Annotated in this window: 27 protein-coding genes; 17 read left to right on the top strand and 10 right to left on the bottom strand. The window is 60.2% G+C overall.

The window, feature by feature from the left end; genetic code table 11:
- Positions 1-71: 71 nt before the first annotated feature.
- Both AC1DK3_RS10790 and AC1DK3_RS10785 read left to right on the top strand, forming a co-directional pair.
- Positions 72-1,100 carry an XdhC family protein gene (locus AC1DK3_RS10790; RefSeq protein ID WP_477192199.1) on the top strand — a complete coding sequence of 343 codons (1,029 nt, stop codon included), beginning with the start codon at positions 72-74 and terminating at the stop codon, positions 1,098-1,100.
- A complete protein-coding gene (locus tag AC1DK3_RS10785; protein WP_477192198.1) occupies positions 1,097-1,708 on the top strand; it encodes a nucleotidyltransferase family protein in 612 nt (203 codons plus the stop codon). The genes AC1DK3_RS10790 and AC1DK3_RS10785 overlap by 4 nt, the downstream gene beginning before the upstream one ends.
- Here AC1DK3_RS10785 and AC1DK3_RS10780 read toward each other — a convergent pair.
- The 5 genes from AC1DK3_RS10780 to AC1DK3_RS10760 are packed head-to-tail and all read right to left on the bottom strand — an operon-like array spanning position 1,687 to position 7,831.
- Complete coding sequence (locus AC1DK3_RS10780; protein ID WP_477192197.1) at positions 1,687-2,790, bottom strand: DUF1513 domain-containing protein; 1,104 nt, start codon at positions 2,788-2,790, stop codon at positions 1,687-1,689. The genes AC1DK3_RS10785 and AC1DK3_RS10780 overlap by 22 nt on opposite strands.
- Complete coding sequence (locus AC1DK3_RS10775) at positions 2,780-3,850, bottom strand: imelysin family protein (RefSeq protein WP_477192196.1); 1,071 nt, start codon at positions 3,848-3,850, stop codon at positions 2,780-2,782. Before AC1DK3_RS10775 ends, AC1DK3_RS10780 begins: the two co-directional genes overlap by 11 nt.
- The gene (locus tag AC1DK3_RS10770; protein WP_477192195.1) at positions 3,847-5,010 is read right to left on the bottom strand and encodes a di-heme oxidoredictase family protein; all 1,164 of its coding nucleotides are present in this window, start codon (positions 5,008-5,010) and stop codon (positions 3,847-3,849) included. Before AC1DK3_RS10770 ends, AC1DK3_RS10775 begins: the two co-directional genes overlap by 4 nt.
- 8 nt (positions 5,011-5,018) lie before the next feature.
- Positions 5,019-6,497, bottom strand: a complete 1,479-nt coding sequence (locus tag AC1DK3_RS10765) for a multicopper oxidase family protein (RefSeq protein WP_477192194.1) — start codon at positions 6,495-6,497, stop codon at positions 5,019-5,021.
- A gap of 47 nt (positions 6,498-6,544) precedes the next feature.
- Positions 6,545-7,831 carry an imelysin family protein gene (locus AC1DK3_RS10760; RefSeq protein WP_477192193.1) on the bottom strand — a complete coding sequence of 429 codons (1,287 nt, stop codon included), beginning with the start codon at positions 7,829-7,831 and terminating at the stop codon, positions 6,545-6,547.
- 214 nt (positions 7,832-8,045) lie between these two features.
- Here AC1DK3_RS10760 and AC1DK3_RS10755 point away from each other — a divergent pair, with 214 nt between their 5' ends.
- From AC1DK3_RS10755 to phoB, 8 genes are all read left to right on the top strand, one after another.
- Positions 8,046-8,543, top strand: a complete 498-nt coding sequence (locus AC1DK3_RS10755; RefSeq protein WP_477192192.1) for an RrF2 family transcriptional regulator — start codon at positions 8,046-8,048, stop codon at positions 8,541-8,543.
- A 48-nt stretch (positions 8,544-8,591) separates the two neighbouring features.
- Positions 8,592-9,857, top strand: a complete 1,266-nt coding sequence (locus tag AC1DK3_RS10750) for an ATP-binding protein (protein ID WP_477192191.1) — start codon at positions 8,592-8,594, stop codon at positions 9,855-9,857.
- A 381-nt stretch (positions 9,858-10,238) separates the two neighbouring features.
- On the top strand, positions 10,239-11,282 hold the full coding sequence (pstS, locus tag AC1DK3_RS10745) for a phosphate ABC transporter substrate-binding protein PstS (RefSeq protein ID WP_477192190.1): 1,044 nt from the start codon (positions 10,239-10,241) through the stop codon (positions 11,280-11,282).
- A 162-nt stretch (positions 11,283-11,444) separates the two neighbouring features.
- Complete coding sequence (gene pstC / locus AC1DK3_RS10740; protein ID WP_477192909.1) at positions 11,445-12,359, top strand: phosphate ABC transporter permease subunit PstC; 915 nt, start codon at positions 11,445-11,447, stop codon at positions 12,357-12,359.
- A 2-nt stretch (positions 12,360-12,361) separates the two neighbouring features.
- Positions 12,362-13,213: a phosphate ABC transporter permease PstA gene (pstA, locus tag AC1DK3_RS10735; protein WP_477192189.1), complete on the top strand. Its 852-nt coding sequence runs from the start codon at positions 12,362-12,364 to the stop codon at positions 13,211-13,213.
- The gene (gene pstB / locus AC1DK3_RS10730) at positions 13,210-13,995 is read left to right on the top strand and encodes a phosphate ABC transporter ATP-binding protein PstB (RefSeq protein ID WP_477192188.1); all 786 of its coding nucleotides are present in this window, start codon (positions 13,210-13,212) and stop codon (positions 13,993-13,995) included. Before pstA ends, pstB begins: the two co-directional genes overlap by 4 nt.
- Positions 13,996-14,052: 57 nt before the next feature.
- Complete coding sequence (phoU, locus tag AC1DK3_RS10725; protein ID WP_477192187.1) at positions 14,053-14,766, top strand: phosphate signaling complex protein PhoU; 714 nt, start codon at positions 14,053-14,055, stop codon at positions 14,764-14,766.
- Between the two features lie 34 nt (positions 14,767-14,800).
- Positions 14,801-15,508 carry a phosphate regulon transcriptional regulator PhoB gene (gene phoB / locus AC1DK3_RS10720; protein WP_477192186.1) on the top strand — a complete coding sequence of 236 codons (708 nt, stop codon included), beginning with the start codon at positions 14,801-14,803 and terminating at the stop codon, positions 15,506-15,508.
- Between the two features lie 33 nt (positions 15,509-15,541).
- Here the strand turns inward: phoB and AC1DK3_RS10715 are convergent, their stop codons facing one another.
- Positions 15,542-16,531 carry a zinc ABC transporter substrate-binding protein gene (locus AC1DK3_RS10715; RefSeq protein ID WP_477192185.1) on the bottom strand — a complete coding sequence of 330 codons (990 nt, stop codon included), beginning with the start codon at positions 16,529-16,531 and terminating at the stop codon, positions 15,542-15,544.
- 180 nt (positions 16,532-16,711) lie between these two features.
- Here AC1DK3_RS10715 and AC1DK3_RS10710 point away from each other — a divergent pair, with 180 nt between their 5' ends.
- The 7 genes from AC1DK3_RS10710 to AC1DK3_RS10680 all read left to right on the top strand — a co-directional run bounded on the left by AC1DK3_RS10710 (position 16,712) and on the right by AC1DK3_RS10680 (position 21,485).
- Positions 16,712-17,374 carry a DUF1007 family protein gene (locus AC1DK3_RS10710; protein ID WP_477192184.1) on the top strand — a complete coding sequence of 221 codons (663 nt, stop codon included), beginning with the start codon at positions 16,712-16,714 and terminating at the stop codon, positions 17,372-17,374.
- A gap of 124 nt (positions 17,375-17,498) precedes the next feature.
- Positions 17,499-17,891: a hypothetical protein gene (locus tag AC1DK3_RS10705; protein WP_477192183.1), complete on the top strand. Its 393-nt coding sequence runs from the start codon at positions 17,499-17,501 to the stop codon at positions 17,889-17,891.
- A gap of 162 nt (positions 17,892-18,053) precedes the next feature.
- Positions 18,054-18,548 (top strand): 5-(carboxyamino)imidazole ribonucleotide mutase, encoded by a 495-nt coding sequence (purE, locus tag AC1DK3_RS10700; RefSeq protein ID WP_477192182.1) that lies wholly within the window; start codon positions 18,054-18,056, stop codon positions 18,546-18,548.
- Between the two features lie 11 nt (positions 18,549-18,559).
- Complete coding sequence (locus AC1DK3_RS10695) at positions 18,560-19,657, top strand: 5-(carboxyamino)imidazole ribonucleotide synthase (protein WP_477192181.1); 1,098 nt, start codon at positions 18,560-18,562, stop codon at positions 19,655-19,657.
- A 183-nt stretch (positions 19,658-19,840) separates the two neighbouring features.
- On the top strand, positions 19,841-20,608 hold the full coding sequence (locus tag AC1DK3_RS10690; RefSeq protein WP_477192180.1) for an intradiol ring-cleavage dioxygenase: 768 nt from the start codon (positions 19,841-19,843) through the stop codon (positions 20,606-20,608).
- A 238-nt stretch (positions 20,609-20,846) separates the two neighbouring features.
- Positions 20,847-21,206 carry a hypothetical protein gene (locus AC1DK3_RS10685; protein WP_477192179.1) on the top strand — a complete coding sequence of 120 codons (360 nt, stop codon included), beginning with the start codon at positions 20,847-20,849 and terminating at the stop codon, positions 21,204-21,206.
- Positions 21,207-21,356: 150 nt separating this feature from the next.
- Positions 21,357-21,485: a hypothetical protein gene (locus AC1DK3_RS10680; protein WP_477192178.1), complete on the top strand. Its 129-nt coding sequence runs from the start codon at positions 21,357-21,359 to the stop codon at positions 21,483-21,485.
- Between the two features lie 39 nt (positions 21,486-21,524).
- Here the strand turns inward: AC1DK3_RS10680 and AC1DK3_RS10675 are convergent, their stop codons facing one another.
- The 4 genes from AC1DK3_RS10675 to AC1DK3_RS10660 all read right to left on the bottom strand — a co-directional run bounded on the left by AC1DK3_RS10675 (position 21,525) and on the right by AC1DK3_RS10660 (position 24,814).
- Positions 21,525-21,878 (bottom strand): GIY-YIG nuclease family protein, encoded by a 354-nt coding sequence (locus AC1DK3_RS10675; RefSeq protein WP_477192177.1) that lies wholly within the window; start codon positions 21,876-21,878, stop codon positions 21,525-21,527.
- Positions 21,879-22,208: 330 nt separating this feature from the next.
- Positions 22,209-23,177, bottom strand: a complete 969-nt coding sequence (locus AC1DK3_RS10670) for an HAD family hydrolase (protein ID WP_477192176.1) — start codon at positions 23,175-23,177, stop codon at positions 22,209-22,211.
- Positions 23,178-23,246: 69 nt separating this feature from the next.
- Complete coding sequence (locus AC1DK3_RS10665; RefSeq protein ID WP_477192175.1) at positions 23,247-24,131, bottom strand: formate/nitrite transporter family protein; 885 nt, start codon at positions 24,129-24,131, stop codon at positions 23,247-23,249.
- Positions 24,131-24,814: a TlpA disulfide reductase family protein gene (locus AC1DK3_RS10660; protein ID WP_477192174.1), complete on the bottom strand. Its 684-nt coding sequence runs from the start codon at positions 24,812-24,814 to the stop codon at positions 24,131-24,133. The genes AC1DK3_RS10665 and AC1DK3_RS10660 overlap by 1 nt, the downstream gene beginning before the upstream one ends.
- Positions 24,815-24,853 lie beyond the last annotated feature (39 nt).

Genomic DNA, 24,853 nt, shown 5'->3' with positions numbered 1-24,853 from the left:
CTTCGCGCTTCTAGCCTTCGGGCCAGACAAGCGCAATCGCGACACTATGGCCATTATCCAAAGTTGAGCCCGTGACCGACCTCCAAGCCGATCAAGTTGCTTCCAAAACAGACGCTCCGCTCACCAATGCAAGGGCGGCGGCAAGGGCCTGGCTCGAAACCGGGCGTCCCGTTGCCATCGCGACGGTGATCGACACCTGGGGCTCGGCGCCCGTCCGCGCCGGCGGCCAAATGGCGATCGCCGATATCGACGAGTTTCAGGGCTCGGTTTCCGGAGGCTGCGTCGAAGCCGACGTCATCGCCGCGGGGATGGACGTCATTGAAACCGGCAAACCGGAGATTTTGAGCTTCGGCATCGCCGACGAGACCGCCTGGCGTGCTGGCCTCGCCTGCGGCGGCAAAATCCGCGTCTACGTTTCGCGGCTCGATCCGAACACCGACCTCGAATTCGTAAAACGATTGGACGAAGCCGCAGCCAACCGGCGCCCGGTGGTAATCACGACGCGTCTCTCGGATGGCGTCCGCGAAATCCACGATGGAACCGCAACGACGGACCCGTCGATTGCCGAAGCGATCCGCCGCGCTCACAGCGCCGTCGACAAGGCCGGCGAAACGTTTCTGCACGCGTTGACCCCACCGCCGCGCATCATCATCGTCGGCGCAACACACATCGCCCAGCATCTCGCGACCATGGCGACGGCAGCCGGGTACGACGTCAAGGTGATCGATCCGAGAACCGCGTTTGCAAGCCCCGCGCGTTTCGATCCCTCGCAGATCATCGCCGGATGGCCGGAAGAGTGTTTCAAGAAAATGACCGCCGATCCGTTCTCGGCAGTCGTGACGCTCACCCACGTCGATCATATCGATGATGAAGCTCTCACCATCGCGCTCAAATCGCCTTGCCGTTACATCGGCTCACTCGGCTCGCGCAAAACGCATGCAAAGCGCGTCGCACGTCTGCAGGCCGCCGGATTTACCGATGCCGACATCGCGCGCATCAATGCCCCCGTAGGTCTCGATATCGAGGCCGAGACGGCAGGAGAAATAGCGACCTCGATCCTGGCGCAGATCATCTCGGCATTCCGGAAAGCGCCGGAGTGAAGCTCGCTGCGGTCATTCTCGCCGCCGGAAGCTCGTCGCGCTTCGAGAATGGTCACAAACTACTCGTGGAGATCGACGGCGTCTCGATGGTCAGGCGCGTCTGTTCTGCGCTCGCGCAATCGAAAATCGACGACATCGTTTTAGTGACCGGCGCGACTGACGACAGAGTTGCAAAGGCAGCGGGCGAAGGCCGTTGGCGGATCGTCGAAAACCCCGACTCTCGCGAAGGCCTTTCCACATCACTTCGCACCGGCCTTCGCAATATCGATCGGACAGCCGTTGGACTTCTCGTCGCGCTCGCCGACATGCCGGGAATATCGAGCGCACTGGTCGATAGATTGGTGTCGGCTTTCGAGATCAACCCTGATGCAATCGTCTTTCCCGCGTCGCCGGACGGCCGCAGGGGCCATCCGATCATCTGGCCCCGATCACTGTTTGCGGCACTCGAAATGGTATCGGGCGACTCGGGCGGCCGATCAGTAGTCGCGGCTCATCAAGATCTCTGGCATCCGGTCGCGTGCGATGACCCGGGCGCCTTCGCCGACATCGATACGCGTGCGGATCTCGAAACGTTTATCGCTCCGGATCAGCCGACGCGCCGCAAGTGATTGTCGAACGAGATGTCCTGAAGCTCGTGCTCGGTGATGGTCGAAGCGCGCGCCGTTTCGTAACGCACGACGCCGAAACCCGATGACGCCGCGAAATCTTGCTGGCCCTCGGGCGCGATTCCGCACACGTCCTTCAAGTTGCTCTGCCCGACGACGGTCGCAGTCGTCGTGTCGACGTAGAGCACATGCCCGGCTTTCGGAGCGCTGGCCGCGATGTAGCGACCGTCGGCGCTAACCGCCATCGCGCCGATATATCCCTTGAGATCGCTGCCGCCCTTGGCCTGCGGCTCGATGAGCTTCAACGCCCGATCCACGCCTGCACTGCCGACGAGCTGCGGCGTCTCGCTCGGGCTGCCTTCCCATTGGGCGCCAAACCACACGAGGCCCGTCGCGTCCTGCGTGACGTGACGAATGGAAAGCGATTTGAGATCGCCCGTCATCGTGTGCTTGGCGATGAGCTTCCCGCTTTCGCGATCAACGAACGCGAGCGACGGCTCCATCGTATCGACGTTGAGATTCTCGCGCCCGGCGTCCGGCACGGTGTCGAGGCCGCCATTCCCGACGGCAATCGTCTTGCCGTCCGCCAGCAACATGATCTCGTGCGGCCCCGTACCGTAGCTCGGATGCTCGCCGATTTTCTTGAAGCCCGAAGCGACGTCGTAGATGCCGATCACGCCGTCGCCGCTGTCGATGTCGTTTTCGGAAGCGTAGAGCGCCCGGCCGTCCTGCGAGAAGCTGCCATGACCGAAATAATGCCGGTTCTCGCCGGGGGTGAAGACAACCGGCTGCTGCGTCGTTTCCAAATCGAAAGCGACCGCGAAGGCTCCCGGCCGCCGCGCAAAGACCGCAACCCTGTTCGAGGGCCGGTGAATGGCGATGTCATGCCCACGGCCCGAGAGCGCAACGTCCCTCAGAACGGATCCGTCGGCACGAAGAAGAAGAACCGTATGCGAGCCGTCCGCGCGACGCGCGGCGGTCACGTAGGCGATATCGTTTGCGCCCATTGCGAACGCGCCGCGCATCGGCGCCGCGCCGACGAACGCGAGCGTGCCGAGCAATAACGATCTGCGGTCAATCGCCATCGAGCTCATTGAACCCCACAGTCAGCTTCGCTGCCACCGACAGCCTGTTGGACACCATGTTGCGAAGGCCGTTTGCCCGATCGAAAAGCTCACGCGGCGTCGGAGAATCGTCGCGTTGCGCATGCGATGCATGACCGCCTGCGCCGTCGCTCGCCTCGAGCGCGCGCCACGTTCCGGCAACCCAATCCTTCATCCAGCGCCTCTCGGGCGGCAGATAGCTTTCGAGCTGCAAAGCGTCGTAGAGCTGGTGCAGCGACGCGATGCTCGCGGCATAAAACGGCTTCTGAAGACCCGATTTGTCGTACGGCGGCTTGAGCCGGATCTTGGGATCGATCTGCGGTTTGATCTGCAAATCCGCCGTCAACGACAGCCCGACGATCAACGCCTTGACGACCTCGACCGCAGCCTCGCTCTCATTCTTGTAAGTATCGTTCTCGGGCCCTGGATGAAGCATCTTGTCGGCCCAGCCGCCCGGCTTTTCCCACCCCGTAGCAACTTCATCCGTGAGGCGAACGATGTTCCGGGCTATCGCCCCGGCGACGACGCAACGATAGCGCGCAGCCTCATCGGGCCCGAGCGGTACGTCTTTATCCTGTATCAGATATTCAAGTGCGCCGAGCCCCTGCACGGCCGCGCTCTGCTTCGCGAGCGCCCCAGGCTGCGCAATTGCTTCATCCCGCGCAGTCAGGATGAGGCGCATCTGCCGCCCGAGAAAACCACGCGGGTCGGGCCAGAATGAAATCTGCTCGCGACGGCCTTTCTCGAGCATCGGCCCGAAGCGAAGAAAATCGATGCCCGCGTACGCTTCAACCACTTTCGCAAATTGCTGCGAAAGCAGCTGCCGCGATTCCGCCGACCCGCTTTTGCAAACGTTTTCGACAGCTGCCGGCAAAGGCTCCACGGCAACCTTCAGAGCGTCGATGTGCGGAATGATGTGCCGCTCGATAGCCGCCTTCACCATCCCCGCGTGGCTGACTGGTTCGTTCGCCGCGACACCGGCAGCTTGGCTAATCAATGCAAGGATCGAGAACCCGACCAGCATCACTCTATGTACCATCATAACCCATTCACATATTCGACGAGCTGCTTCTTGTCGTCAGGCGAGAGCGCCTCGAAAAGATTGCGGCTGCGCTCAGCCTCGCCGCGATGCTTGCCAATCGCTTCCTCGACGGTCTCCGCCGACCCGTCGTGAAGAAAACGCCGCTGTTCCGAAGGTAAGCGGTGACCGATAAGCGGTGCGGTTCGCCATTCCGACGATTTCACCCCCGGCTCTCCGACACCGTCGTCGAGCGCTGGACCCATATCGTGAAGAAGCAGATCGGTGAAGGCCGGAATTTGCCGCCCATCGCGCGTGGCGAGCGTCGGCACATGACAACCGGCGCAACCGCTCGCCGCAAAAACCGCTTGGCCCTCCGAAGGATCAGCCTCAGCCGGCACACGCAGTGTTTTCAAGTAGCTCTCGACCATTCTAAGCATCACGGACGAGAGTTCTCGCCCCTCGAACTCCGGGCTCTCGCCGTTGGGCGCCGCCAGGCACGCGGTTTCGAGCTTGGTGCAATCGCCATAGGGAAACGGCATAGCCGGACTGGACATGCCAATGTCGATTGCGAAGGCATGCGCGACTTGTTCGTCGAGCGTCACGTGCCCCGCTTTCCAGCCGTATCGCCCAATCCCCCGTGGCGTGACGTTCGCACGCCCCTTGATGCCGTCGCCGTTACGATCGCCGGGATCGGCACGCTTCAAAATCTCTTCGTCCGCAACATCGTCGAACGCCGCCCTGCCAAACAGCGGTGGCGCGAGCCGAACGCCCGCGTGCACGCCGGTAGCGAGCGCCGGACCTTCCAAGTTGTATTTGAGATAAGGAAGAAAGCGCGCCTGCCCCTCCGGCATCAATCCGGGCACGGCATTGGTTTGCAGTTGCAGCCCGTAATAGGGATCGGTCGCCCCACCGGCATTCCCGAAACGCACGACGGCACCCGAAATATCGGCCTTACCGTCGTCGCGCGTCACGACGCGCGCGCCTTCGCCGCGCGAATGGCAGCCGGTGCAGGATCGCGACGAGAAAAGCGGCCCCAATCCGTCGGTGGCTTTGGTCGAGGCCGGCCCTGGAATCCATTGACGGTCAAACAGCGCCTTGCCGACAGCCGCATCGAGCTCGCCGGCACGAAGCGCATCCGTCGGCACAATGGCGAAAAAGAAAAGCGTAAGCGCGACACGCATGCGGGCCTTCACACGACCTCGATGTAGCCCATCATGCCGGCTTCTTGATGTTCGAGAATATGGCAATGGAACATCCATTTTCCGGGATCGCCCGCAACGAGACCGACCTCGATGCGCTCATTCGGGAGCAGGAGCACCGTATCGCAGCGAACACGCGGAATACGACGCACGCTCGAATTCAATACTTCGAATGTGTGCCCGTGAATATGGATCGGATGCGCCCGCGGCGTCGTGTTCTTCAACTCGAAAATATAGCTCTGACCCGCCTTGAGAACGGCGATCGGAGGCCCGAGATCCTTATGTTCGTGTCCCGGCCAAGCCTGCTTGTTGATCGCCCAGAACGTATGCTTCGCGAGGCACAGCGGCCCGATCTCAATGCCTGAATTAGCTACGCTTTCCGCAAGCGCAGCGCCCGTCGGCGTAGCGGAAAATTCAATCGGTATGTGCTGGGCATTCGCCTCGTCGAGTTTCGCGAACGGCATGACCTTGAGGGGCGTCGCCTTGAATTTGCCCTTGCGCTTTGCCGGCCCCTCGGACTTGAACTCCGCCAGAACGAACGGCTCCTTCGAAAAATAATCGAAGAGCTTCACGGACTGGCCCCTGGGCGCCGTGCGCAGCAAGACGTCAAGACGCATGGCGGTACCCAACCGCCAGGATTCGAGCGGCATCGGCGGCACGCCGTTGCCGTCGACGGCGATGATTGCAGCTTCCGCGTTCTCGAACCCGATTTCGGATACGCGCATCGGATCGAGATTGTAAAAGCGAATGCGGACATTGGCCGACGATGGCACGGTGAAGACCGGAGATTTCTCGCCGTTGACGGACCGGACGGTTCCGGCTGTGCCGCTGCGCGCTGCGCCCTGGTCCGTCGTGAATGGCAGGAACGTACCGTCAGGGCCGATGCGCCAATCCTTCATCAGCAGCACGTATTCCGCGTCCGGCGGCGTGATCTCGTCGCCCTCGACGATCAGCACACCAACCAAACCTCGTCCGAAATGCTCGGTCGAATTGCAGTGCGTGTGAAAGAAGAACGAGCCCGTGTCCGGCGGCACGAAGGAATAGCGGCCTTCGGCGCCCCGCGGGATGGGCTGCTGCGTCATGTACGGGACGCCGTCTTGATCGTTTGGAATGCGCAGGCCGTGCCAATGGATCGACGCGACTTCGCCCGCAACCGGCAGGTTGTTTTTGAAAACCGTGTCGAACCGCTCACCGAGCTTGAGGCGCACGATCGGAAAGGTCGTGCCCTCCTCGAACGTCCACAACGGCAGCGTCTTGCCATCGAAACACGGCAACGCCGTCGGCCGCTCGGCAAGATCGAAAGTCACGGCTTTCACGCCGTTCGCGATGGGCTTCGCGATAACTTCGGGCGCCGCGGCCGCCTTGGCCTTGGTTTTGGCTTCGACTGTTCTCGCGACGCCGAGAAAACCCGCGGCGGCGCTTGCCGAAAAAGCCGCCGCACCAGCGATGAGATCTCTGCGTGTCACCATGCGAAGACCTCATCTGGAGCAACGGCGTTGGTTACAAGGTAGGCCAATTACTTCGCCCCGGCGACCTTGGACGGATCATCGAGGCTGTCCGAACCTTCGATCTTCACCTTGAGGTTCAGCGCTGCAACGACTGCCTCGATGGCACGCGCCTGGGCGACAAGAGCATCGACGGCATCGAGAATGAGCTTGTTGCCTTCGTCGTTACCGGCGGCCAGCATCTGGTCGTACATCATTTCGCCGGAATCGGCCTTCGTTTTGATGGCATTCATCTTTTCGAGCGTGGTGGCCATCGCTTCGTCGACGCGCTTTGCGGCATCTGGCGCCTTCTCGCGCGCAAGTTCCGCGATGCTCGGACCGCTGATCGGGGTGACGCCGTCGTATTTGCCATTCCAGATCTCGGTCATTCCGACTTCGTCGTAATAGTGGCTGTTGTGCGTGTTGTTCGAGAAGCAATCGTGCGCCTCTTCAGGATCGTGCAGCAGCACGCCGAGCTTCATGCGCTCGCCCGCGAGTTCGCCATATGAAAGCGATCCGATCCCCGTCAAAATCGTCGACAGCTGCGCGCTCTCGTCGAGACCGGCGAGAGCCTTGCGCGCGGCGCCATCCGGCTTCCAATTTCCGGTCATCTCTGTGAGATCATCGACGAGCAGACCCGACGCCGCCTTCAGATAGGCACGGCGGCGATCGCAATTTTTGTGCGTGCAGTTCTTGAGATCGAAGTCGCTGGCTGCCCGTTCGCCCGATTTGACGCCGGGCTTGTGCAGGTTCTGTCCCCACAGCAAGAACTCGATCGCGTGATATCCCGTCCCGACATTCGTCTCGACATCGAGCGCGCTGTTGAGCTTGGCGATGACCTTCTTGTCAATCTTCGACGCGTCGAGAATTTTCGGTCCGAGGCGGATCTTCTTGTTGGCGATGATATTCGCCGTGTAGAGAGGGTTCTCTTCCTTGGTGTCGCCGTAGCTCGCCTTGTCGACGTAGTCGATCAAGCCTTCATCGAGCGGCCACGAGTTCACGTTGCCTTCCCAATCGTCGACGATCTTGTTGCCGAAACGAAAGCCTTCCGTCTGCATGTAGGGAACGCGCGAAGCTTTCCACGCCTCTCGTGCAGCCTGCAGGGTCTCCGCATTCGGCTTAGCCAACAGCGCGTCGATCGATTTATCGAGATCCTTGGCCTTCGCCAGGGCATCGCCGTACATCGCATGAGCAACATCGCCGTAATTCTTCATGATGTCTTTGGTCGCGGGCGCCGCGAAAGCGGGGGCTCCCGTCATCAGAACCGCCGCCAGCGCTAATTGAGTTGCGCAGGCCCATGCGAACGCCTTTTTCGACATCTCGGTCTCCGTAGCTGCTAGGTTTCGACGGCACTAAATAAGTGCGGGATCACCGGATCCAGTTATTATTGACGGCGTAGGTATAGAATGCGGGTTGACCTGACTGTCAAGTGAACTCGGATCGGTGCCGCCCCTTGCCACGCCGATAAGATTTGTGAAACAAGCAAGTCACGGACATTTGAGCCACGGCCGCGCGGCACCGGGTAAATAAAAGATGCGCTTGACGAAGCAAACCGGCCACGCAATCCGCATCCTGATCGATTGCGCGCTTGCCGGAGATCAATTGATAAAGGTCGCCGATATCTCCGATCGGCTCGGCGTGACCAAGCAGAACGTCTTTAAAATTGTCCACATCCTCTCGCACGCCGGGTTTCTCGCGGCGGTCAGGGGCCCGAACGGCGGCGTCAGGCTCGCCAAGCCGGCCACGTCGATCAAGATCGGAGACGTTGTCCGCGCCATTGAAGTAACTCGAGTACAAGTCGAGGCCGGCAATGATCCGACGTCGAACGATACCGACCCCGGCAATATCAACGCGATGTTCGACGATGCTCTGACGGCGTTCATCACCGTGCTTGATCAGCACACGCTTGCCGAACTCGCGGTTCGATCGCCTATGGGATTGAAACAGATCGAAGAGCCCGGCGAGAATGATCACGGTAGCAGCAAGGCACGGAGCAAAAAGCCCGCGGCTCGCGGTTCTCGGCGAAGTTGACCCTTGCTGACTAGCTTATCGCGCTCATCCGGATTACTTGCACGGACCATGACCCGTGACACCATCCGCTTGCCTTTCGCGGCGCTTGCCGCAGTGGCGCTTCTGGCGCTCATTCCTACGTGGATTTGGGTAAGCAATCCGCTACGCGCCTTCATTTTCTTAGGCGCCGGCCTGCTCGCTGGAATTGCCGGGCTCTTGGCTTGGCCGCGCACCGCACTCGATCAAAAAGCAAGTGAAATGGCTGGAATTAGCTCGAATTCCGACACGATGCTCACGTGGACAGATCTTGCTGCGGCAATACCCGATCCTGCGATCATCCTCGATCAGACATCCGTCATTCTGAATTATAACCAAGCCGCGTTGAAGCTTTTCGACAGGCTGAGACAGGGCGTGCCTCTCGAGCACGTCGACCGCGACCCCGAACTCATCGCAGCTGTTTCAGGAGCCTTTGAAAGCAGCGAAAAAAAAACGGCGCGTCTCCTTCCCCGCGGCGGCCTCGGACAACGCCTCATCGCGACCGTGACGCCGCTGGGCCGGAGCAATCAGCATGGACCTCTTGCAGCTCTGATTACGATCCAAGATGAATCCCAGCATCATCGCCTGCTCGAGATGCGCACCGATTTCATTGCCAACGCGAGTCATGAACTGCGCACGCCGCTCGCATCCGTACGAGGCTTCATCGAAACGCTCCAGGGACCGGCGCGAAACGACGAAGCGGCCCGCGAGCGCTTCCTCGCCATCATGGCGGACCAGGCCGAGCGGATGACACGCCTCATCGACGATCTGCTTTTGCTCAGCCGTGTTGAAGAGAAAGCCAACCTGAAGCCGACGGGCCGCGTCGATCTCAACGATCTGATGGAAGACGTCGTGCGATCAATGGCGCCATTTGCACAGGAACGGAGCATTACGATCAGTGTAGAACCCTTGCCCACCCCATTGGTGGCGATGGGCGACCGCGACGAACTCTTTCAGGTCTTTCACAACCTCGTCGAAAACGCCGTCAAATACGGCCGCGACGGCGGCACGGTAAAAATCGCGCTGAAGAAGAAAACGAGCGTCCATGACGAAAGCGCCGGGGCTCGTGCGTTCGTTTCGATCACCGACGACGGCCCGGGCATCGCGCCTGAGCATTTACCAAGGCTGACGGAGCGCTTCTATCGTGTCAGCACCGAGCACAGCCGCCGCATCGGCGGCACGGGCCTCGGCCTCGCCATCGTGAAGCATGTCCTGAACCGCCACGAAGGCGAACTTTCGGTCCAATCCGTTGTTGGCCAGGGGACCACATTTGACGTGGTTTTACCGGCCTACAAATAAAATACATATAAAACAGATATTTGCACTGTCACAAATCGATTGCGTCCCATCGCTAGAAGAGTGCAGCGACGGATGACGGCATTCGAAAGCGGCCGCTAAGCGGCTCACTCTCATGAAGGCCACGTTTGTCGCAATGCGCGCCTTGGGGAAGGCCGCGGAGGATTCGGTAACAGCATGTCAGCATGACAAGCCGGAGCCGCCCGATGAGACCCATCACTGCTACTGTATGAAATGTAGGCGACGCCAAGAATGCTTACCAAATTCAAGGCGTTAACGTTTCACATGGCCGTGACCTTACTGGACTAGAGAGTGCGGGCCGAGCTCAGCTCGGCGATGGAGTGGCGAGGGCTTGAACGCCCCCCGTTCAACAAGGAGACCACAGTGAAACAGTCTTTTCTGGCGTTATTTGCGGCGTTCGCGGCAACTGCTGCCGTAACCGCTGCGGCCTCGGCAGCGGATCTTTCCGGCGCGGGCGCGACCTTCCCGTATCCGATCTACGCAAAGTGGGCTGACACCTACAAGAAAGAGACGAACGTCGGGCTGAACTATCAGTCGATCGGTTCGGGCGGCGGCATCAAGCAGATCCAAGCCAACACGGTTACCTTCGGTGCAACCGACAAGCCCCTCTCGGGCGAAGACCTCGAGAAGAGCGGCCTCATCCAGTTCCCGACCGTCATGGGCGGCATCGTTCCGGTTGTGAACGTTGAAGGCATCAAGCCGGGCGAACTCGTATTCGACGGCCCGACGCTTGCAAAAATCTATCTCGGCGAAATCACCGCCTGGAACGACCCGGCAATCCAGAAGCTGAACCCCGGCCTGAAGCTTCCTTCGGACGCCATCGCCGCCGTTTTCCGCTCTGACGGATCCGGCACGACGTTCGTCTGGACGAACTACCTCTCGAAGGTCAGCGCTGACTTCAAGTCGAAGATCGGCTCCAACACGTCGGTTCAGTTCCCGGTCGGCCTCGGCGCCAAGGGCAACGAAGGCGTCGCCAACAACGTGATGCAGACGAAGGGTTCGATTGGCTACGTCGAATACGCCTACGCCAAGCAGAACAAGATGTCCTACACCAAAATGATCAATAAGGACGGCAAGACGGTTGCTCCCGTCATCTCGTCCTTCCAGGCCGCCGCTGCCGGCGCAGACTGGTCTTCGGCTCCTGGCATGGGCGTGATCCTCACGGAGCAGGCTGGCGCCGAATCCTGGCCGATCACGAACCCGACCTTCATCCTTATCCACAAGAAGCCGACGGACGTCACAGCCGTTAAAGAAGCCCTCAAGTTCTTCAACTGGGCCTATGCCAACGGCGGCAAAGAAGCCGAAGCGCTTGATTACGTGCCCCTGCCCGACAGCGTCGTAGCTCTCGTCAAGAAGAGCTGGGAAGGTGTCGTCGGCGAGGACAACAAGCCGGTCTTCTCGAACTAATCTATCGGACGACGAGAAGCGCCAATACGGCGCTTCTCGATCCGTTTATAACGCAGACGTCATTCTTCAGTCTGGAGCGATATCTTGACCTTCATGGCAGACGTTCATTCTAATGCGGCGGCTGCAGCCGTAGCACGGCGCAAAGTTCTCGAACGTCTTCGCATGACAGACGGAATTTTCCGCGGTTTGACCCTCTCCTCCGCGTATTTCGTCCTGATCCTTCTAGGTGCGATCTTCGCTTCACTCGTCGTCGGTGGCTACCTCGCATTCAAGACCTTCGGCTTCAGCTTCCTGACGACCGAAGTCTGGAACCCGGTCACCGAGCAATTCGGCGCTCTCGCCGCGATCTACGGAACGCTCATCACGTCCGCGATCGCGATGCTCGTCGCCGTACCGATCAGCATCGGTATCGCGGTATTTCTGACAGAGCTTTGCCCTTTGCCTCTGCGCCGCCCGATCGGCATCGCGATCGAGCTTCTCGCCGGCGTTCCGAGCATCATCTACGGTATCTGGGGCTTGTTCTTCTTCGCGCCCGTGATCCAGCAATACGTCCAGCCGGAATTGATCGCGGCGTTCAAGGACGTACCCGTCCTCAATCAACTGTTCGCCGGCCCGCCCTATGGCATCGGCATTCTGACGTCCGGCCTGATCCTCGCGATGATGGTTCTGCCGTTCGTAACGGCCGTCTGCCGCGACGTCTTCGAAACCGTCCCGCCGGTCCTGAAGGAAGCGGCGTACGGCATGGGCTGGACGACCCGCGAGGTCGTACGCAACGTCGTAATCCCATACACGCGCGTCGGCATCATCGGCGGCGTGATGCTCGGCCTCGGCCGCGCACTCGGCGAAACCATGGCTGTCACCTTCGTCATTGGTAACGCGCACCGGATCTCCGCTTCGATCTTGGCACCGGGAACGACGATCTCGGCGACGATCGCGAACGAATTCACCGAAGCGGTCGGCGACATCTACACTTCGTCCCTGATCGCCCTCGGCCTCATCCTCTTCTTCATCACGTTTGTCGTCTTGGCTCTCGCGCGCCTCATGTTGATGCGCATCGAGAAGAAGGCGGGAGCATAAACATGGCCTTGGATCTCGCGAAATACCGCAGGCGCCGCATCAGAAGCACGATCACGGTGGCACTCTGCTGGGCGGCCTCGGCCCTCGGCTTGACCATTCTCGCCGTCATTCTGGCGACGCTGCTTTACAAAGGCCTAGCCGGTCTCAACCCGAAGGTCTTCACCGAAATGACGCCGCCGCCGGGCAGCGATGGCGGCCTTCTCAACGCCATCGCCGGAAGCCTCGTCATGACGATCACCGGCGTTGTCGTCGGCACGCCTATCGGCATTCTTGCGGGCACCTACCTTGCGGAATACGGCCGCTACAGCAAGGTTTCGTCGGTGATCCGCTTCATCAACGACATTCTTCTGAGCGCACCATCCATCGTAACCGGCCTCTTCGTTTACGAACTGCTGGTACGCCCGATGGGTCACTTCTCCGCATTCGCCGGCGCAGCCGCCCTCGCCGTGCTCGTCATCCCGACAGTCGTTCGCACCACCGAGAACATGCTTCTTCTGGTGCCGAACCAGCTTCGGGAAGCATCCTCGGCGCTCGGATTGCCCCAGTCTCTCGTCATCCGTAAGATTGCCTACAAGGCCGCTCGGGCCGGAATGATCACCGGCGTGCTCTTGGCGATCGCACGAGTTAGCGGAGAAACGGCGCCGCTGTTGTTCACCTCATTGAACAACCAGTTCTGGAGCACCAATCTCAACGCTCCAATGGCAAGCTTGCCCGTCGTGATCTTCCAATACGCTCTCAGCCCCTACGAGGACTGGCAGCGTCTCGCTTGGACAGGCGCACTACTCATCACCGCGGCTGTGCTCACGCTCAGCATCGCAGCACGTTGGTTAAGCTCTTCGAGGACGTCGCAATGAACTTAATGTCAAAAGACGTGGACACCGATCTCTCGGAAAAGATTTCGATCCGGAACCTGAAGTTCTTTTACGGATCGTCCCTCGCCCTGAAGAGCATCTCGTTGCCGCTTTATGAGCGTCAAGTAACGGCCTTCATCGGTCCGTCCGGTTGCGGCAAGTCTACGCTGCTCCGCGTGATGAACCGTATGTACGACCTCTACCCGAACCAGCGGGCCGAGGGCGAGGTGATGTTCGATGGCGAGAACATTCTCGACATGAAGGACCTTAACCTTCTCCGCTCGCGCATTGGCATGGTGTTCCAGAAGCCGACGCCGTTCCCAATGACGATTTACGAAAACATCGCGTTCGGCATCCGTCTTTACGAGCGCTTGCCGAAATCGGAAGTCGATGCGCGCGTCGAATCCGCGCTCGAGAAGGCAGCACTTTGGAAAGAAGTGAAGGACAAGCTTCAATCGAGCGGCCTCAGCCTTTCAGGCGGCCAGCAGCAGCGCCTTTGCATCGCTCGCACAGTTGCCATCCGTCCCGAAGTCATTCTCTTCGACGAGCCATGCTCTGCGCTCGACCCGATCTCCACGGCGAAGATCGAAGAGCTGATCGATGATCTGAAGAACGAGTTCACGATCGCCATCGTCACGCACAACATGCAGCAGGCTGCCCGAGTCTCGCAGCGCACCGCGTTCATGTATCTCGGCGAGCTCATCGAATTCGGCATCACCCAGAAGATTTTCACGAACCCGACAGACAAGCGGACGCAGGACTACATCACCGGCCGCTTCGGATAGGGCGTGCTCGGATAGTACGCGGCGACCAGTCAAAATCTGACTTTAGGAATTGAGACCATGAACGAACATACCGTGAAGTCATACGAAGACGAGTTGAGGCTCCTCGATCGCCGCATCGCGCAGATGGGCGGCTATGCCGAGAAGCTTCTCGTCCAGGCCATGGATGCCCTCGAGCGTCGCGATCCGAAGCTTGCGGAGAAAGCTGTCGCCGACGACGTCATGGTCGATCAGCTCGAACGCGAGTTGCAGGAACAGGTGATCGTGATGATCGCCCGGCGCCAGCCGCTTGCGAACGATCTCCGTCACATCATGACGGTCATCAAGATCGCGGGCGATCTCGAACGTATCGGCGATCTTGCCAAGAACATCGCCAAGCGCGCGCTCGCCATTGCCGGCGAAACCTATCCCAAGCCGCTGATGACCGGCATGCGCCACATGACCGAGATGGTGCAGCAGCAGCTCAAGGACGTCCTCGATGCGCTTACGACCCTCGACGCCGAAAAGGCGATGCAGGTCTGGCGCGACGATCAGCAGGTCGATGCGATGTACAATTCTCTGTTCCGCGAACTTCTGACCTACATGATGGAAGATCCGCGCAACATCGGCATCTGCACGCACTTCCTGTTCGGCGCCAAAAACATCGAACGCATCGGCGACCATACGACCAACATCGCCGAGAACGTCTACTACCTCGTTCACGGCGTTCCCATCGCAGACGACCGGCCGAAGGGCGACGAGACGTCGTCGACGCTGATAACGCCGCGTCAATGACCGAAAGATTTTGAAGGAACACTGACGAAACGCCATGCCAGCTAAGATCATCGTCGTCGAAGACGAATCGCCTCTTGCAGAGCTGCTGAAATACAATCTTCAATCCGAAGGCTATGACGTCGTGCATGCCGCGGATGGAGAGGAAGCGGAGCTGCTTCTGTCGGAGCAAAGTTTCGACCTCGCGATACTCGACTGGATGATCCCCAAGATCTCCGGCATCGAGCTCTGCCGGCGCCTTCGCAACCGGAGCGAGACGCAAAGCCTGCCGATCATCTTGCTCACCGCTCGCGGCGAAGAAACCGACCGCATCCGCGGTCTGACGACAGGCGCCGACGATTACGTGACGAAGCCGTTCTCCGTTCAGGAGTTGATGGCGAGGATCAAGGCTCTGCTTCGGCGCGCGTCGCCGGAGCGGATGAGCGACATCCTCGTCTCCGGCGAGATCACGATGGATCGCGGCGCGCACAAAGTGACGCGTGGCCCCCGCGAAGTTCGCCTTGGCCCGACAGAATACCGGATGCTCGAAGTGTTCATGGAAAGCCCGCGCCGCGTGCTGTCGCGCAGCCAGTTGCTCGACCGCGTCTGGGGTCAGTCCTCGGAGGTCGACGAGCGGACGGTCGATGTTCACATCGGTCGCCTCCGGAAGTCGCTGATCCGTGGCAACGAAAGCGATCCGATCCGCACTGTACGCGGCGCCGGATACGTATTCGACGGCCGCGAAGCGGAAGCCCAAGCCCAATAGCGAACTGGGCAACGGGCTCCGCAATCTCCTCAGTTAGCCCTTGCCGTTCAGGCAGCTCGCGACATTGTGGGCCAAGCCGCGCATGAGCTCGAAATAGAGACCGGGGCCGGGCGACAGCATTTGGCCCTCGGCGTCGATCGTACCGGAGCGTGCATTCGTTCCCTCAGTCACGGCCGCCACGAGGTTTGGCTGAAAGCTCGGTTCGGTGAAGACGCAAACGGCGCCAAGAGACGACAGCTTGCGCCGAACTTCCGTCAAGCGCTTGGCGCTTGGGGGCACGTCGGGACTGACGGTGATCGACCCCGCGGCGCTCTGCCCGAAGTGGTTCTCGAAATACTGTGTCGCGTCGTGAAATACGATGAACGGCTTGCCCTTCGAGCCGTTGAGTTCCGTCGTAAGCTCGCCATCGAGCGCGTCGATATCGGCAATGAGAGACGCCGTATTGGCTTTGATCTTTTCGGCTTGCTCAGGGTATCGCGCCTCGAGGACCTTCGCGACATCGGCAGCGATCGCCTTGGCATTCTGCGGATCGAGCCAGATGTGCCCATCCTTGCCATCCTCGTCATGATCGTCGTCGTGCTCGTCTGCAGCACCTGAATGCGCGTCCGCTTCGGCCGCCGCCTCCTCATGCCCGTGATCGTGCTTTTCGAACGTGCCGCCTTTGCGCTGATCGAGAAGCTTGACGCCGTCCGCACCAGCCAGCGTCAACACCGTGACGTTCGCGGGCAGAGATGTCACGATTTTCCGCGTGAAGGGTTCGAGTTGATCGGAAACCCGAACGAACACATCTGCATCGTGGATGGCCCGCGCTGTCGACGGCTTCAGCGTAAACGTATGAGGCGAAGCAGAACCCTCGACGATCAGCAGGGGCTCGCCGACACCCTCCATGACCCGGCTGACGAGGGAATGAATGGGCTTCGTCGTGACGACGACTTTCGGCGCCTCTGCGGCTCCAGCGCCCGCCACTGAGAATTGCGTCAAAGCAAAGAAAAGCACCGAATACCGCACCGCCGGCCCCATCATGCCCCATCTCCGTTGGACTAAAGCGTATGTTATAACAACCATTCGAGACGTCGCGCAACTGGCACCGCAAGTCTCTTAGGCGGTTCGACCGATCAAGGGCGTCGCAATCTCGCCATGTTAAATGTGCGTCGGTAGCTGTCGCCGAAGAGATTCCCATCGCACGAAAGGTCTGAGCTCAGCGTGCTCGAAATCAACAAGACATACCGCCACTTGGCTTTGATCTTCATTTCCATGTTGGCCATCGTCATCCCCGCATCCGCCCATCCGCATATGTGGGTCACATACGTATTGACCGTGGACTACGACAAAGGCGCCGTCAGCGGCGTCGATCACGCGTGGACTTTCGACGACTCCTACACGGCAATGGCCCTCGAAGGGCTCGATACGAACAACGACGGCAAGTATGACCAGCACGAACTAGCCGAGCTTTTGAAGGTCAACATGGATGGCCTGAAAGAGTTCAACTACTTCACGCTGACGAAACTCGGAGAGGAGCAGCTCGAATTCTCGCCCCCGACTGACGCTCGTCTCGAATATACGAACGGCGTGTTGCGCCTCTACTTTCATTTGCCGCTCGCCAAGCCCGTGCCAGCCGATGCCGAGGGGCTGACGTTTGCCGTCTTCGATCCGTCCTACTTCATCGACTTCCAGCCCGAGAAGACGGACGCCGTAAAACTTGCGGCAGCGCCCGAGGGCTGCTCGGCGACTCTTATCGATCCCGACGCGGAGAAACAGGACGCCCAGGCGAAGAAGCTCGGCGACGCTATGGCCCAGCAATTCGGCGCAGCCTCCGTCGGCTTCGGGTCCTACAAGACGGTTGCCGTGACCTGCAAAAAGTCCTGAACGCGGCCTCACCAAGCGACGTTTCGATTTGCGACAGGAATTAACTAGCTCTTCATTTTTCGAGGGTGGCTGGCGGCGTTTGAATTAAATTCGACGAGTTCCTTGCGAGCTCGAGACAACGCCCATGCCGATGAAGATCCGAGTGATACTTTTCGCGTTGTTGATGCTGTCGCCCGTGGCGGCGTCACGCGCCGGGCTCGACACGGACACTGTGGTGAGCGCGGATAGAACGTTCGAACTCATCGTCGTCGAAGCCGAGGGCTGTATTTACTGCGAGATCTTCAGGCGCGACGTGCTTCCGGCCTATGAGACCTCCGAACAGGGGAAAAAGGTGCCCGTCCGCTTCGTCGACGTTAACGACGTCGACGCCGGCCACCTCGATTTCAATGCCTCGGTCGACATCGTGCCGACATTCGTGGTGGTAAAATCGCAGCACGAAGTGGGGCGTATTTCTGGCTATGTAGGCCCCGAGAACTTCTTCCATTCGATCAACTATCTGCTTGGCTCCGCGCCCTAAAAGCGAGCGAAATGCCGCCGGGACCGCTACCCGGTCCCGCAATTTGGGCGAACGGCGGCCGCGAGGCCCATTTTCTCCACTGCGAGACGCCGTAAACCCTTGTAAACTGGGCCTCGGTCCTGTACCGACGCGGTTTCCGTTTTCGGGGCTTTGGACGCCATTATGAGCCGGATCAGGCCGCAAGTCGGCATTATCATGGGAAGCCAGTCTGACTGGCCGACGATGCAGCTCACCGCTGACATTCTGACCGAACTTGGCGTCGCGTTCGAAACCAAGATCGTATCCGCGCATCGTACGCCAGAGCGGCTTTACAGCTACGCCAAGGGCGCGAAGGCTGCCGGCCTTAAAGTCATCATCGCAGGCGCCGGTGGCGCGGCCCATCTTCCGGGAATGACGGCCTCGATGACGCCGCTGCCCGTCCTCGGCGTGCCGATCGAATCGAAAGCGCTCAAAGGCCAGGACAGTCTCTATTCGATCGTCCAGATGCCGGCCGGCGTGCCGGTCGGTACGCTCGCCATCGGCGAAGCAGGTGCGAAGAACGCGGGGCTCTTGGCAGCTCAGATCCTGGCACTCTCCGATGCTGCTCTCGCCGAGCGCCTTGAAGCCTGGCGCAAGCAGCATTCAGCTGACGTCGCCGAAACGCCAGTACGGGTTTAATGACGACCACGATGACCGCATTCCCTCCCGGCTCGACAATCGGAATTCTCGGCGGCGGCCAGCTCGGCCGGATGCTCGCCTTGGCAGCCGCACGCCTTGGCCTCAAGTCGCACATCTACGCCCCCGAATCCGACAGTCCCGCATTCGACGTCGCGACCAAATACACGGTCGCCGCCTACGAGGACGAAGCGCGCCTCATTACCTTCGCCGAAGCCGTCGATGTGGCGACCTACGAATTCGAAAACATTCCGGTCAAAACCGTCGAGTTTCTCTCCGCGCGCATTCCCGTTCGCCCCGGCGCCAAAGCTTTGGCGTGCGCCCAGGACCGCATGAACGAGAAGTCGCTGGCGCGTGAGCTTGGCGCGATGACCGCCGAGTTCGCTGCAATCGATAGCCTCGACGATCTCACGAAGGTCCTCGACGGCGGCTTCCAGATTCCGTCCGTGCTGAAAACACGCCGGCTGGGTTACGACGGCAAGGGCCAGGCCAAGATCCTGAAACGCGAGGACGCGGGCGCGGCATGGACCGCCATGCACGGCCAGCCGTCGATCCTCGAGAGCTTCGTGACTTTCCGCGCCGAAGTTTCCGTCGTTGCGGCACGCGGCGTCGACGGAGCGTTCCGCGCCTTCGACGTAACCGAGAACGAACACCGCAATCACATTCTCCATCGCTCCGTCGCACCGGCTTCGGTTGCACCGGATACCGCGGCAGAGGCGATCGAAATCGCCCACAGGATCGCGGAGAAACTCGACTATATCGGCGTCTTCGCGATCGAGTTCTTCGTCGTGACGGAAAACGGGCGCGACCGCCTCTTCGTCAACGAGATGGCACCGCGCGTCCACAACTCCGGCCACTGGACGATGGACGGCGCGCTCACATCACAATTCGAGCAGCACATTCGCGCCGTCGCCGGATGGCCGCTTGGCGCGACGGCGCTGAATGCGCCCGCCGCCGAAATGATCAACCTGATCGGCGACGACATTCTTGCCTGGGAAAAGATCGCAGCCGAACCCGGCGCATTCTTCCACCATTACGGCAAGCGCGAAGCCCGGCCCGGCCGCAAGATGGGCCACGTCAATCGTCTGCTCGCGAAAAAGCCGAGCGCCTGACGCACATCCTGTCTCGCTGACGAGACGCGACGGCACATTCTCCAACACGTTCACAGCAAGCCCATTGAACCCGGCGTCTGCGCGCTTTGGGCGCCATAAAGTATGGCGCAGATTTACTATGTTCAGGAGATAGAGCAGCGCGCACTCCAGCGCGCTCGATGAATTCGAGAGAACAGAATGCCGATGACCAAATCTCTTTCGCGTCGGCAAGCTTTGACGGGCGTGCTCGCGGCGCCGGCCGCGTCCGCGATCATGGCAGGCTCCGCGTCTGCTGCGAGCGATACGCCGGCTGCGGCAGAGCAACCTCATGGCCAATGCGTGCTGCTGCCTCAAGCCGTCGAAGGTCCTTTCTACTTCGACCCCAAGCTCGTGCGATCCGATATTTCGGAAGGCCGTCCGGGCGCACCGCTTCGGCTTTCGCTTCGCGTCATCGAGGCTGGCCCCTGCACGCCGATCGCGAACGCACGCGTCGACGTTTGGCATGCAGACGCGACCGGTATCTATTCCGGATATTCGGGCCAAGGTGCATCGCGCGATATCTCGACGAAAGGCCAAACCTATCTGCGCGGTACGCAGATGACCGACGCCGACGGGCGCGTTTCATTCAACACGGTCTACCCCGGATGGTATCCGGGACGCACGCCCCACATCCACGTCAAGGTCTTCCTGAACGAGACGAGCCTCGTCATCGGCCAGATCTATTTTCCCGACGACTTCAGCGCCCGCATTTATTCAACGCGCGAGCCCTATAACGCTCGTGCCGTTCCCGACACCACAAATGCCACCGACTGGATCTACGGCGACGGACAGCGCGAAGGCGGCGGCACGGTGCTTGCGATGAGCGAAGACGGCGACACCATCGTCGCGGGCCTCCTGATCGGCGTCGACAAGAGCGGGGAAGCCGCAGCGAAAGCCGGGCGCGGATTTTTCCGCCGGCTGCTCGGGCTCTGATGCTGCAGTACGGCAAACGAAAAACGGGCCGACTTAACGCAGAACTATCGAAAATCCGTCGCAACTCCGCAAAAAATCCCGCCGCTTTAACTGCAAATAAAAGTTAGCAGCCAATTTAGCTCGACTTTGCGCACCGATCGGAACTGATCGCGAGTACTTGCCGTTTGCGCAAGTAGCATCATTCGCTGGTGCGCACTGCGCCGTCGAGCGGCACCACCAAGAAGAAGAAGGAGCCACCATGAAACGAGGTCTAGCATTTGTTGCGGCGATGATCGCAGCGCTGGCGATGCCATTAGCGGCAGACGCACGCCAACACGGCGGCGGCGGTCATAAGGGCGGCGGCCACCACATGAGCGGCGGTCATCACCGCGGTGGGGGCCATATGCGCAATCCAGGACATCGCGCCGGGAACCATTTCAGCGGCGGCGGAAAGCATTACCGCGGCGGCGGCAAAAACTACGGACGCCATTACAACCGCGGTCGCCACCATGGCCACCACGGACGCCGGTTCTGGCACGGCCGCTGGTACGCCTACGGCGTCGGCTCCTGCTGGCGCTGGTCGCCACGCTACGCCGAGTTCGTCTGGGTCTGCTACTAAACGGCTCGTGCGTCCCACCTCGCGTTGAGGTAGAAGCGTAACGAATATCAGCGGCTCCGCTCTGCGGGGCCGCTTTTTTATGACGTCGACGGATAGCTGAAATTCATGCCGATCGATGGCATGATGAAAAGCCAACAAAGGTAGGGAATCATGGACATCAGGTCGGTCATCATCGGAGTGCTCGCCGGAACCGTGATCGTACTCGGCTATCTCCTCTGGGACTCCCAGCAGACCAAAGTGAAGGTCGATCTTCCCGGGATCAAGATCGAAGGAAGGTAGTCGTCCAACTGACGAACGTCATTCCCGCGCAGGCGGGGATCACCCCAAGTCGCCGACGGGGTCGAATTCCAAAACAGGCTCATCCGCCGAGCCGAAAGCAATTTCGCCAGTCGCCGGATCGAATAAATTCCGCCATTCCGGATTCATTTGTTCGATGAGGCGATACTTCCATTCGCGGCGCCATCGCTTTAATCGCTTTTCACGCAAAATCGCACCATCCATAGCGTCGTGCATCTCGTAATAGACGAGCGTTTTGATGCTGTATTTTTTCGTGAAGCCCTCGATCAGACCTTGATCATGCTGCGCTATTCGACGAGCAAGTTCGCTCGTCACGCCGATGTAGAGCGTCCCGTAAGGCTTACTGGCGAGAATGTAGGCGCACGGACGCTTCATGACATGCAAGCTTAGAGGTGTCTTTTCTCGCTGTCATGCCTACCCCAGAGCGTCATCCCCGCGTAGGCGGGGATCTGTCCAACCGTCCGTTCATCGCAAGTATCCAGCCTGGATAGATCCCGGCCTTCGCCGGGATGACGGAGACGGGAGCCAGACGAAGGTCAAAGTCGACCTGCCGGGCATTAGGATGAAGGGGATAGTCGCCCCAACCCTCAAATGTCATCCCCGCGTAGGCGGGGATCTGTCCAACCGTCCGTTCATCGCAAGTATCCTGCCTGGATGGATCCCGGCCTTCGCCGGGATGACGGAGATGGATCAATCGCTGTCATCTCACTTTCCCAACCCCCTCGCCTCTTCCTTCACCCGCACATCGGCGATGATGCGATCGAGCAGCAGGCACGTGCGCTTGAATAAATCCGAGCCCTTGCGGTAATCAGCGCCCGCGTAAAAATCGCAGCGGCCAGCCTTGAAGAGCTCGACGCATTTCGCTTCGCTCTCGCCTGGATCGTGCACGGCAATCGCGTGGCCGCCGTTCTTCTTCAAGAGCGCCATCGACGGCACGTCGGTATCGCCATCGCCGAAATAAATGAAGTTCGAAAACGGGATCGGCCGCTCATCCTCGGGCATGTGCGCGTTGATGTTCTCGCCGAGATCCTCGATGCCCTTGTTGATCCGGAATAGGAACTGCGTCTTGCCCGTATCTGAGATGACCCGCTTCGGAAACGGCAGATCGTAAGCGTCGAACCAATATTCGCTCGCAAACACATTGGCGAAGTGCGGGTAGATCTTCGTTCCCTCGATGATTTCCGTCAGCCCCGACGACACGAGGTAATGCTTCACCGTGATACCAGCATCGCCCGCACGCTTCTTCACGTAGGCGTGCATCTGCTCGAACCAGGCTTCGACGCCGGGATAAAGCTCCACCGTCTTCCCCTGTGCGACGAGATCGGCGCGATCGATGCGGACGCCTTTCTCCTTCGCCTTCTTGTAGAGGAGATGCATGTACGTGATCAGCGCGTCGGCGCGCTCGGCCTTCGACACGCGCGTACACTCGGCCCAGAACTCTTTCGGCTCGATGCCGAGCTTGGGAAGAAACGCGTATTCCTGCATCGGACGCGGCGACAGCGTGCCGTCAAAATCATAGACGAGCGCGATGGTCTTCTTGCTCTGCGCAACCGGGAGGCCTCGTGAAGAGGCGCCGCCATGATCGGACGGCCGCGCAGACCGCCGGCGCGAACTCGCGGCCTCGGCCTCGCCCGCTTGCGCTTTCGTCCCTCGTCCGCCTGCTCGCTCGACCATGAGCTTTCTCCGCTATCGACTTGTAGAGCGGAGAAAAGCGTGATTCGGGTGGCGCCAGAAAGTCGGGCGTCAGCGATCTGGACGTTCTGCGTAAATTTCTTCGCGCACCTGCGCGTAGCTCAGGAGCGAAAAGAGGACCGTGCCGCCGAAAACGTTGCCCGCGAGCGTCGGCAGGAAAAACCCGAAAAATCCCTTCTCCAGCGTGATCAAGCCCGTAAGTACCCCGTAGATCGCTTCAGCGCTCCCGGCGACGATGTGGGTAAATCCAAAAAATGCGATCAGGTAGGTGAGCAGCATTATGACGAGAAACTCGACGCCTTCCGTCGACGCGATGATCCAGACAAGCGCCGCGATCAACCAGCCCGCGCCGATACCCTTGGCGAACATCTCCGTTGGCGTGTTGCTCATCACGCTGGTGACGATATTCGCCAGCGATGGTCCGAGATCGGGCGAAATGATCGGCAGCCGAACGATGGCAAACGCGAAAATAAAACAACCGGCGATGTTCGCCGCGAGGACGATGCCCCAGAGGCGAAGCATCTTGATGAACCAATGGAATTTCTTGCGCGCCATGACCGGCAGCACCGCGGTCAAGACGTTCTCGGTGAAAAGCTGCTGATGACCGAGGATGACGATCAGAAAGCCGACTGCGTAGCCGAGCTTGGCGACAATAGGTGTCCATTCCGACGCGGGAAGATGCGCTGCAAGGGCCGCTTCCGTCAGGAAGGAGAATCCGATTGAAATGCCGGCGGCGATGCCCGACCACCAAAGCGCGGAAACGGGTCGGCGCAACTCCGCCTCGCCTTGCACGCGAATGATCTCATATATGACGGCCGGTCGTGGCTTGACCGACTCGCGAACCTGCGCGCGCTCCTTGCGGCTGAGCCCCGACCCCGGCGGTGGACCCTGCTCATCCTCCGTCTTCGCGTCGGTCTCTGTTCGCTTTTCAGCCATTAGTGTTTGCAGTCAGGCCCGTGAACGTGCCCGGGCTCGCCGTGCGCATGATCGTGTGCGTGATCATGCCCATGATCATGCCCGTGCCCATGATCGTGACTGTGATCGTGGCCGCAGCCGCATTGATCGCCATGATCGTGATGATGCGCCTCGGGATCGACGAGCGCCGCTGCAAGCTTGCGCTCCAGCGCAATCGACATTTCGCGCGGGCTGTCTTTGTCCTCGATCAGCAACGCCATCACTTCCGCGCCGAGCCGGAAATCGTCGACCGCGCCGAGATAGTGCCGCCGCAACCGCCCCTGACGATCGAAGATCAAGAGCGCCGGTGTGCCCTGCAGCTCGTAAGCCTTCATCGTCTCCGGAACACCTTCAGCACTCGGCTTATCGAGCGCGATAGGAATGGTGATGCCATTTTCCTTCAGGAAGGCTTCGACCTTCTCGGGCGTCTGCTCGTCGAACTTCTCGAATGCCATGTGAAGGCCGAGCACCGCCACCTCGTCCTCGTTGAAGCTCCCGCGAAGGCGCATGGCCTGCGGCAGGCCGAACTTCTGCGAACCCGGACATGCGAGCTGCCAGATCGCGATAACGACGACCTTGCCTTTCTCGGCCTTCAGCGTGCGCTTCGTGTCAGAGTTGAGCCAGCGCTGCGCGATGATCTCGGGCGGGCGTTCGGGGTTGAACATCTCAAAACAATCCTTGCGCTATTTTCGTCTCATATAGCA

The sequence above is a fragment of the Hyphomicrobium sp. 01T421 genome, from assembly GCF_056398805.1.
The sequence above is the reverse complement of the archived record's forward strand: the minus strand, read 5'-3'. Positions and strand labels throughout refer to the sequence as shown.

Excerpts from the sequence above, each read along its gene's own strand:
- AC1DK3_RS10780 (WP_477192197.1), bottom strand. The coding sequence starts at position 2,790 with ATGGCGATTGACCGCAGATCGTTATTGCTCGGCACGCTCGCGTTCGTC.
- AC1DK3_RS10775 (WP_477192196.1), bottom strand. The coding sequence starts at position 3,850 with ATGATGGTACATAGAGTGATGCTGGTCGGGTTCTCGATCCTTGCATTG.
- AC1DK3_RS10770 (WP_477192195.1), bottom strand. The coding sequence starts at position 5,010 with ATGCGTGTCGCGCTTACGCTTTTCTTTTTCGCCATTGTGCCGACGGAT.
- AC1DK3_RS10765 (WP_477192194.1), bottom strand. The coding sequence starts at position 6,497 with ATGGTGACACGCAGAGATCTCATCGCTGGTGCGGCGGCTTTTTCGGCA.
- AC1DK3_RS10760 (WP_477192193.1), bottom strand. The coding sequence starts at position 7,831 with ATGTCGAAAAAGGCGTTCGCATGGGCCTGCGCAACTCAATTAGCGCTG.
- AC1DK3_RS10755 (WP_477192192.1), top strand. The coding sequence starts at position 8,046 with ATGCGCTTGACGAAGCAAACCGGCCACGCAATCCGCATCCTGATCGAT.
- AC1DK3_RS10750 (WP_477192191.1), top strand. The coding sequence starts at position 8,592 with ATGACCCGTGACACCATCCGCTTGCCTTTCGCGGCGCTTGCCGCAGTG.
- pstC (WP_477192909.1), top strand. The coding sequence starts at position 11,445 with ATGACAGACGGAATTTTCCGCGGTTTGACCCTCTCCTCCGCGTATTTC.
- pstA (WP_477192189.1), top strand. The coding sequence starts at position 12,362 with ATGGCCTTGGATCTCGCGAAATACCGCAGGCGCCGCATCAGAAGCACG.
- pstB (WP_477192188.1), top strand. The coding sequence starts at position 13,210 with ATGAACTTAATGTCAAAAGACGTGGACACCGATCTCTCGGAAAAGATT.
- phoU (WP_477192187.1), top strand. The coding sequence starts at position 14,053 with ATGAACGAACATACCGTGAAGTCATACGAAGACGAGTTGAGGCTCCTC.
- phoB (WP_477192186.1), top strand. The coding sequence starts at position 14,801 with ATGCCAGCTAAGATCATCGTCGTCGAAGACGAATCGCCTCTTGCAGAG.
- AC1DK3_RS10715 (WP_477192185.1), bottom strand. The coding sequence starts at position 16,531 with ATGATGGGGCCGGCGGTGCGGTATTCGGTGCTTTTCTTTGCTTTGACG.
- AC1DK3_RS10705 (WP_477192183.1), top strand. The coding sequence starts at position 17,499 with ATGCCGATGAAGATCCGAGTGATACTTTTCGCGTTGTTGATGCTGTCG.
- purE (WP_477192182.1), top strand. The coding sequence starts at position 18,054 with ATGAGCCGGATCAGGCCGCAAGTCGGCATTATCATGGGAAGCCAGTCT.
- AC1DK3_RS10695 (WP_477192181.1), top strand. The coding sequence starts at position 18,560 with ATGACCGCATTCCCTCCCGGCTCGACAATCGGAATTCTCGGCGGCGGC.
- AC1DK3_RS10690 (WP_477192180.1), top strand. The coding sequence starts at position 19,841 with ATGACCAAATCTCTTTCGCGTCGGCAAGCTTTGACGGGCGTGCTCGCG.
- AC1DK3_RS10685 (WP_477192179.1), top strand. The coding sequence starts at position 20,847 with ATGAAACGAGGTCTAGCATTTGTTGCGGCGATGATCGCAGCGCTGGCG.
- AC1DK3_RS10680 (WP_477192178.1), top strand. The coding sequence starts at position 21,357 with ATGGACATCAGGTCGGTCATCATCGGAGTGCTCGCCGGAACCGTGATC.
- AC1DK3_RS10675 (WP_477192177.1), bottom strand. The coding sequence starts at position 21,878 with ATGAAGCGTCCGTGCGCCTACATTCTCGCCAGTAAGCCTTACGGGACG.
- AC1DK3_RS10670 (WP_477192176.1), bottom strand. The coding sequence starts at position 23,177 with ATGGTCGAGCGAGCAGGCGGACGAGGGACGAAAGCGCAAGCGGGCGAG.
- AC1DK3_RS10665 (WP_477192175.1), bottom strand. The coding sequence starts at position 24,131 with ATGGCTGAAAAGCGAACAGAGACCGACGCGAAGACGGAGGATGAGCAG.
- AC1DK3_RS10660 (WP_477192174.1), bottom strand. The coding sequence starts at position 24,814 with ATGTTCAACCCCGAACGCCCGCCCGAGATCATCGCGCAGCGCTGGCTC.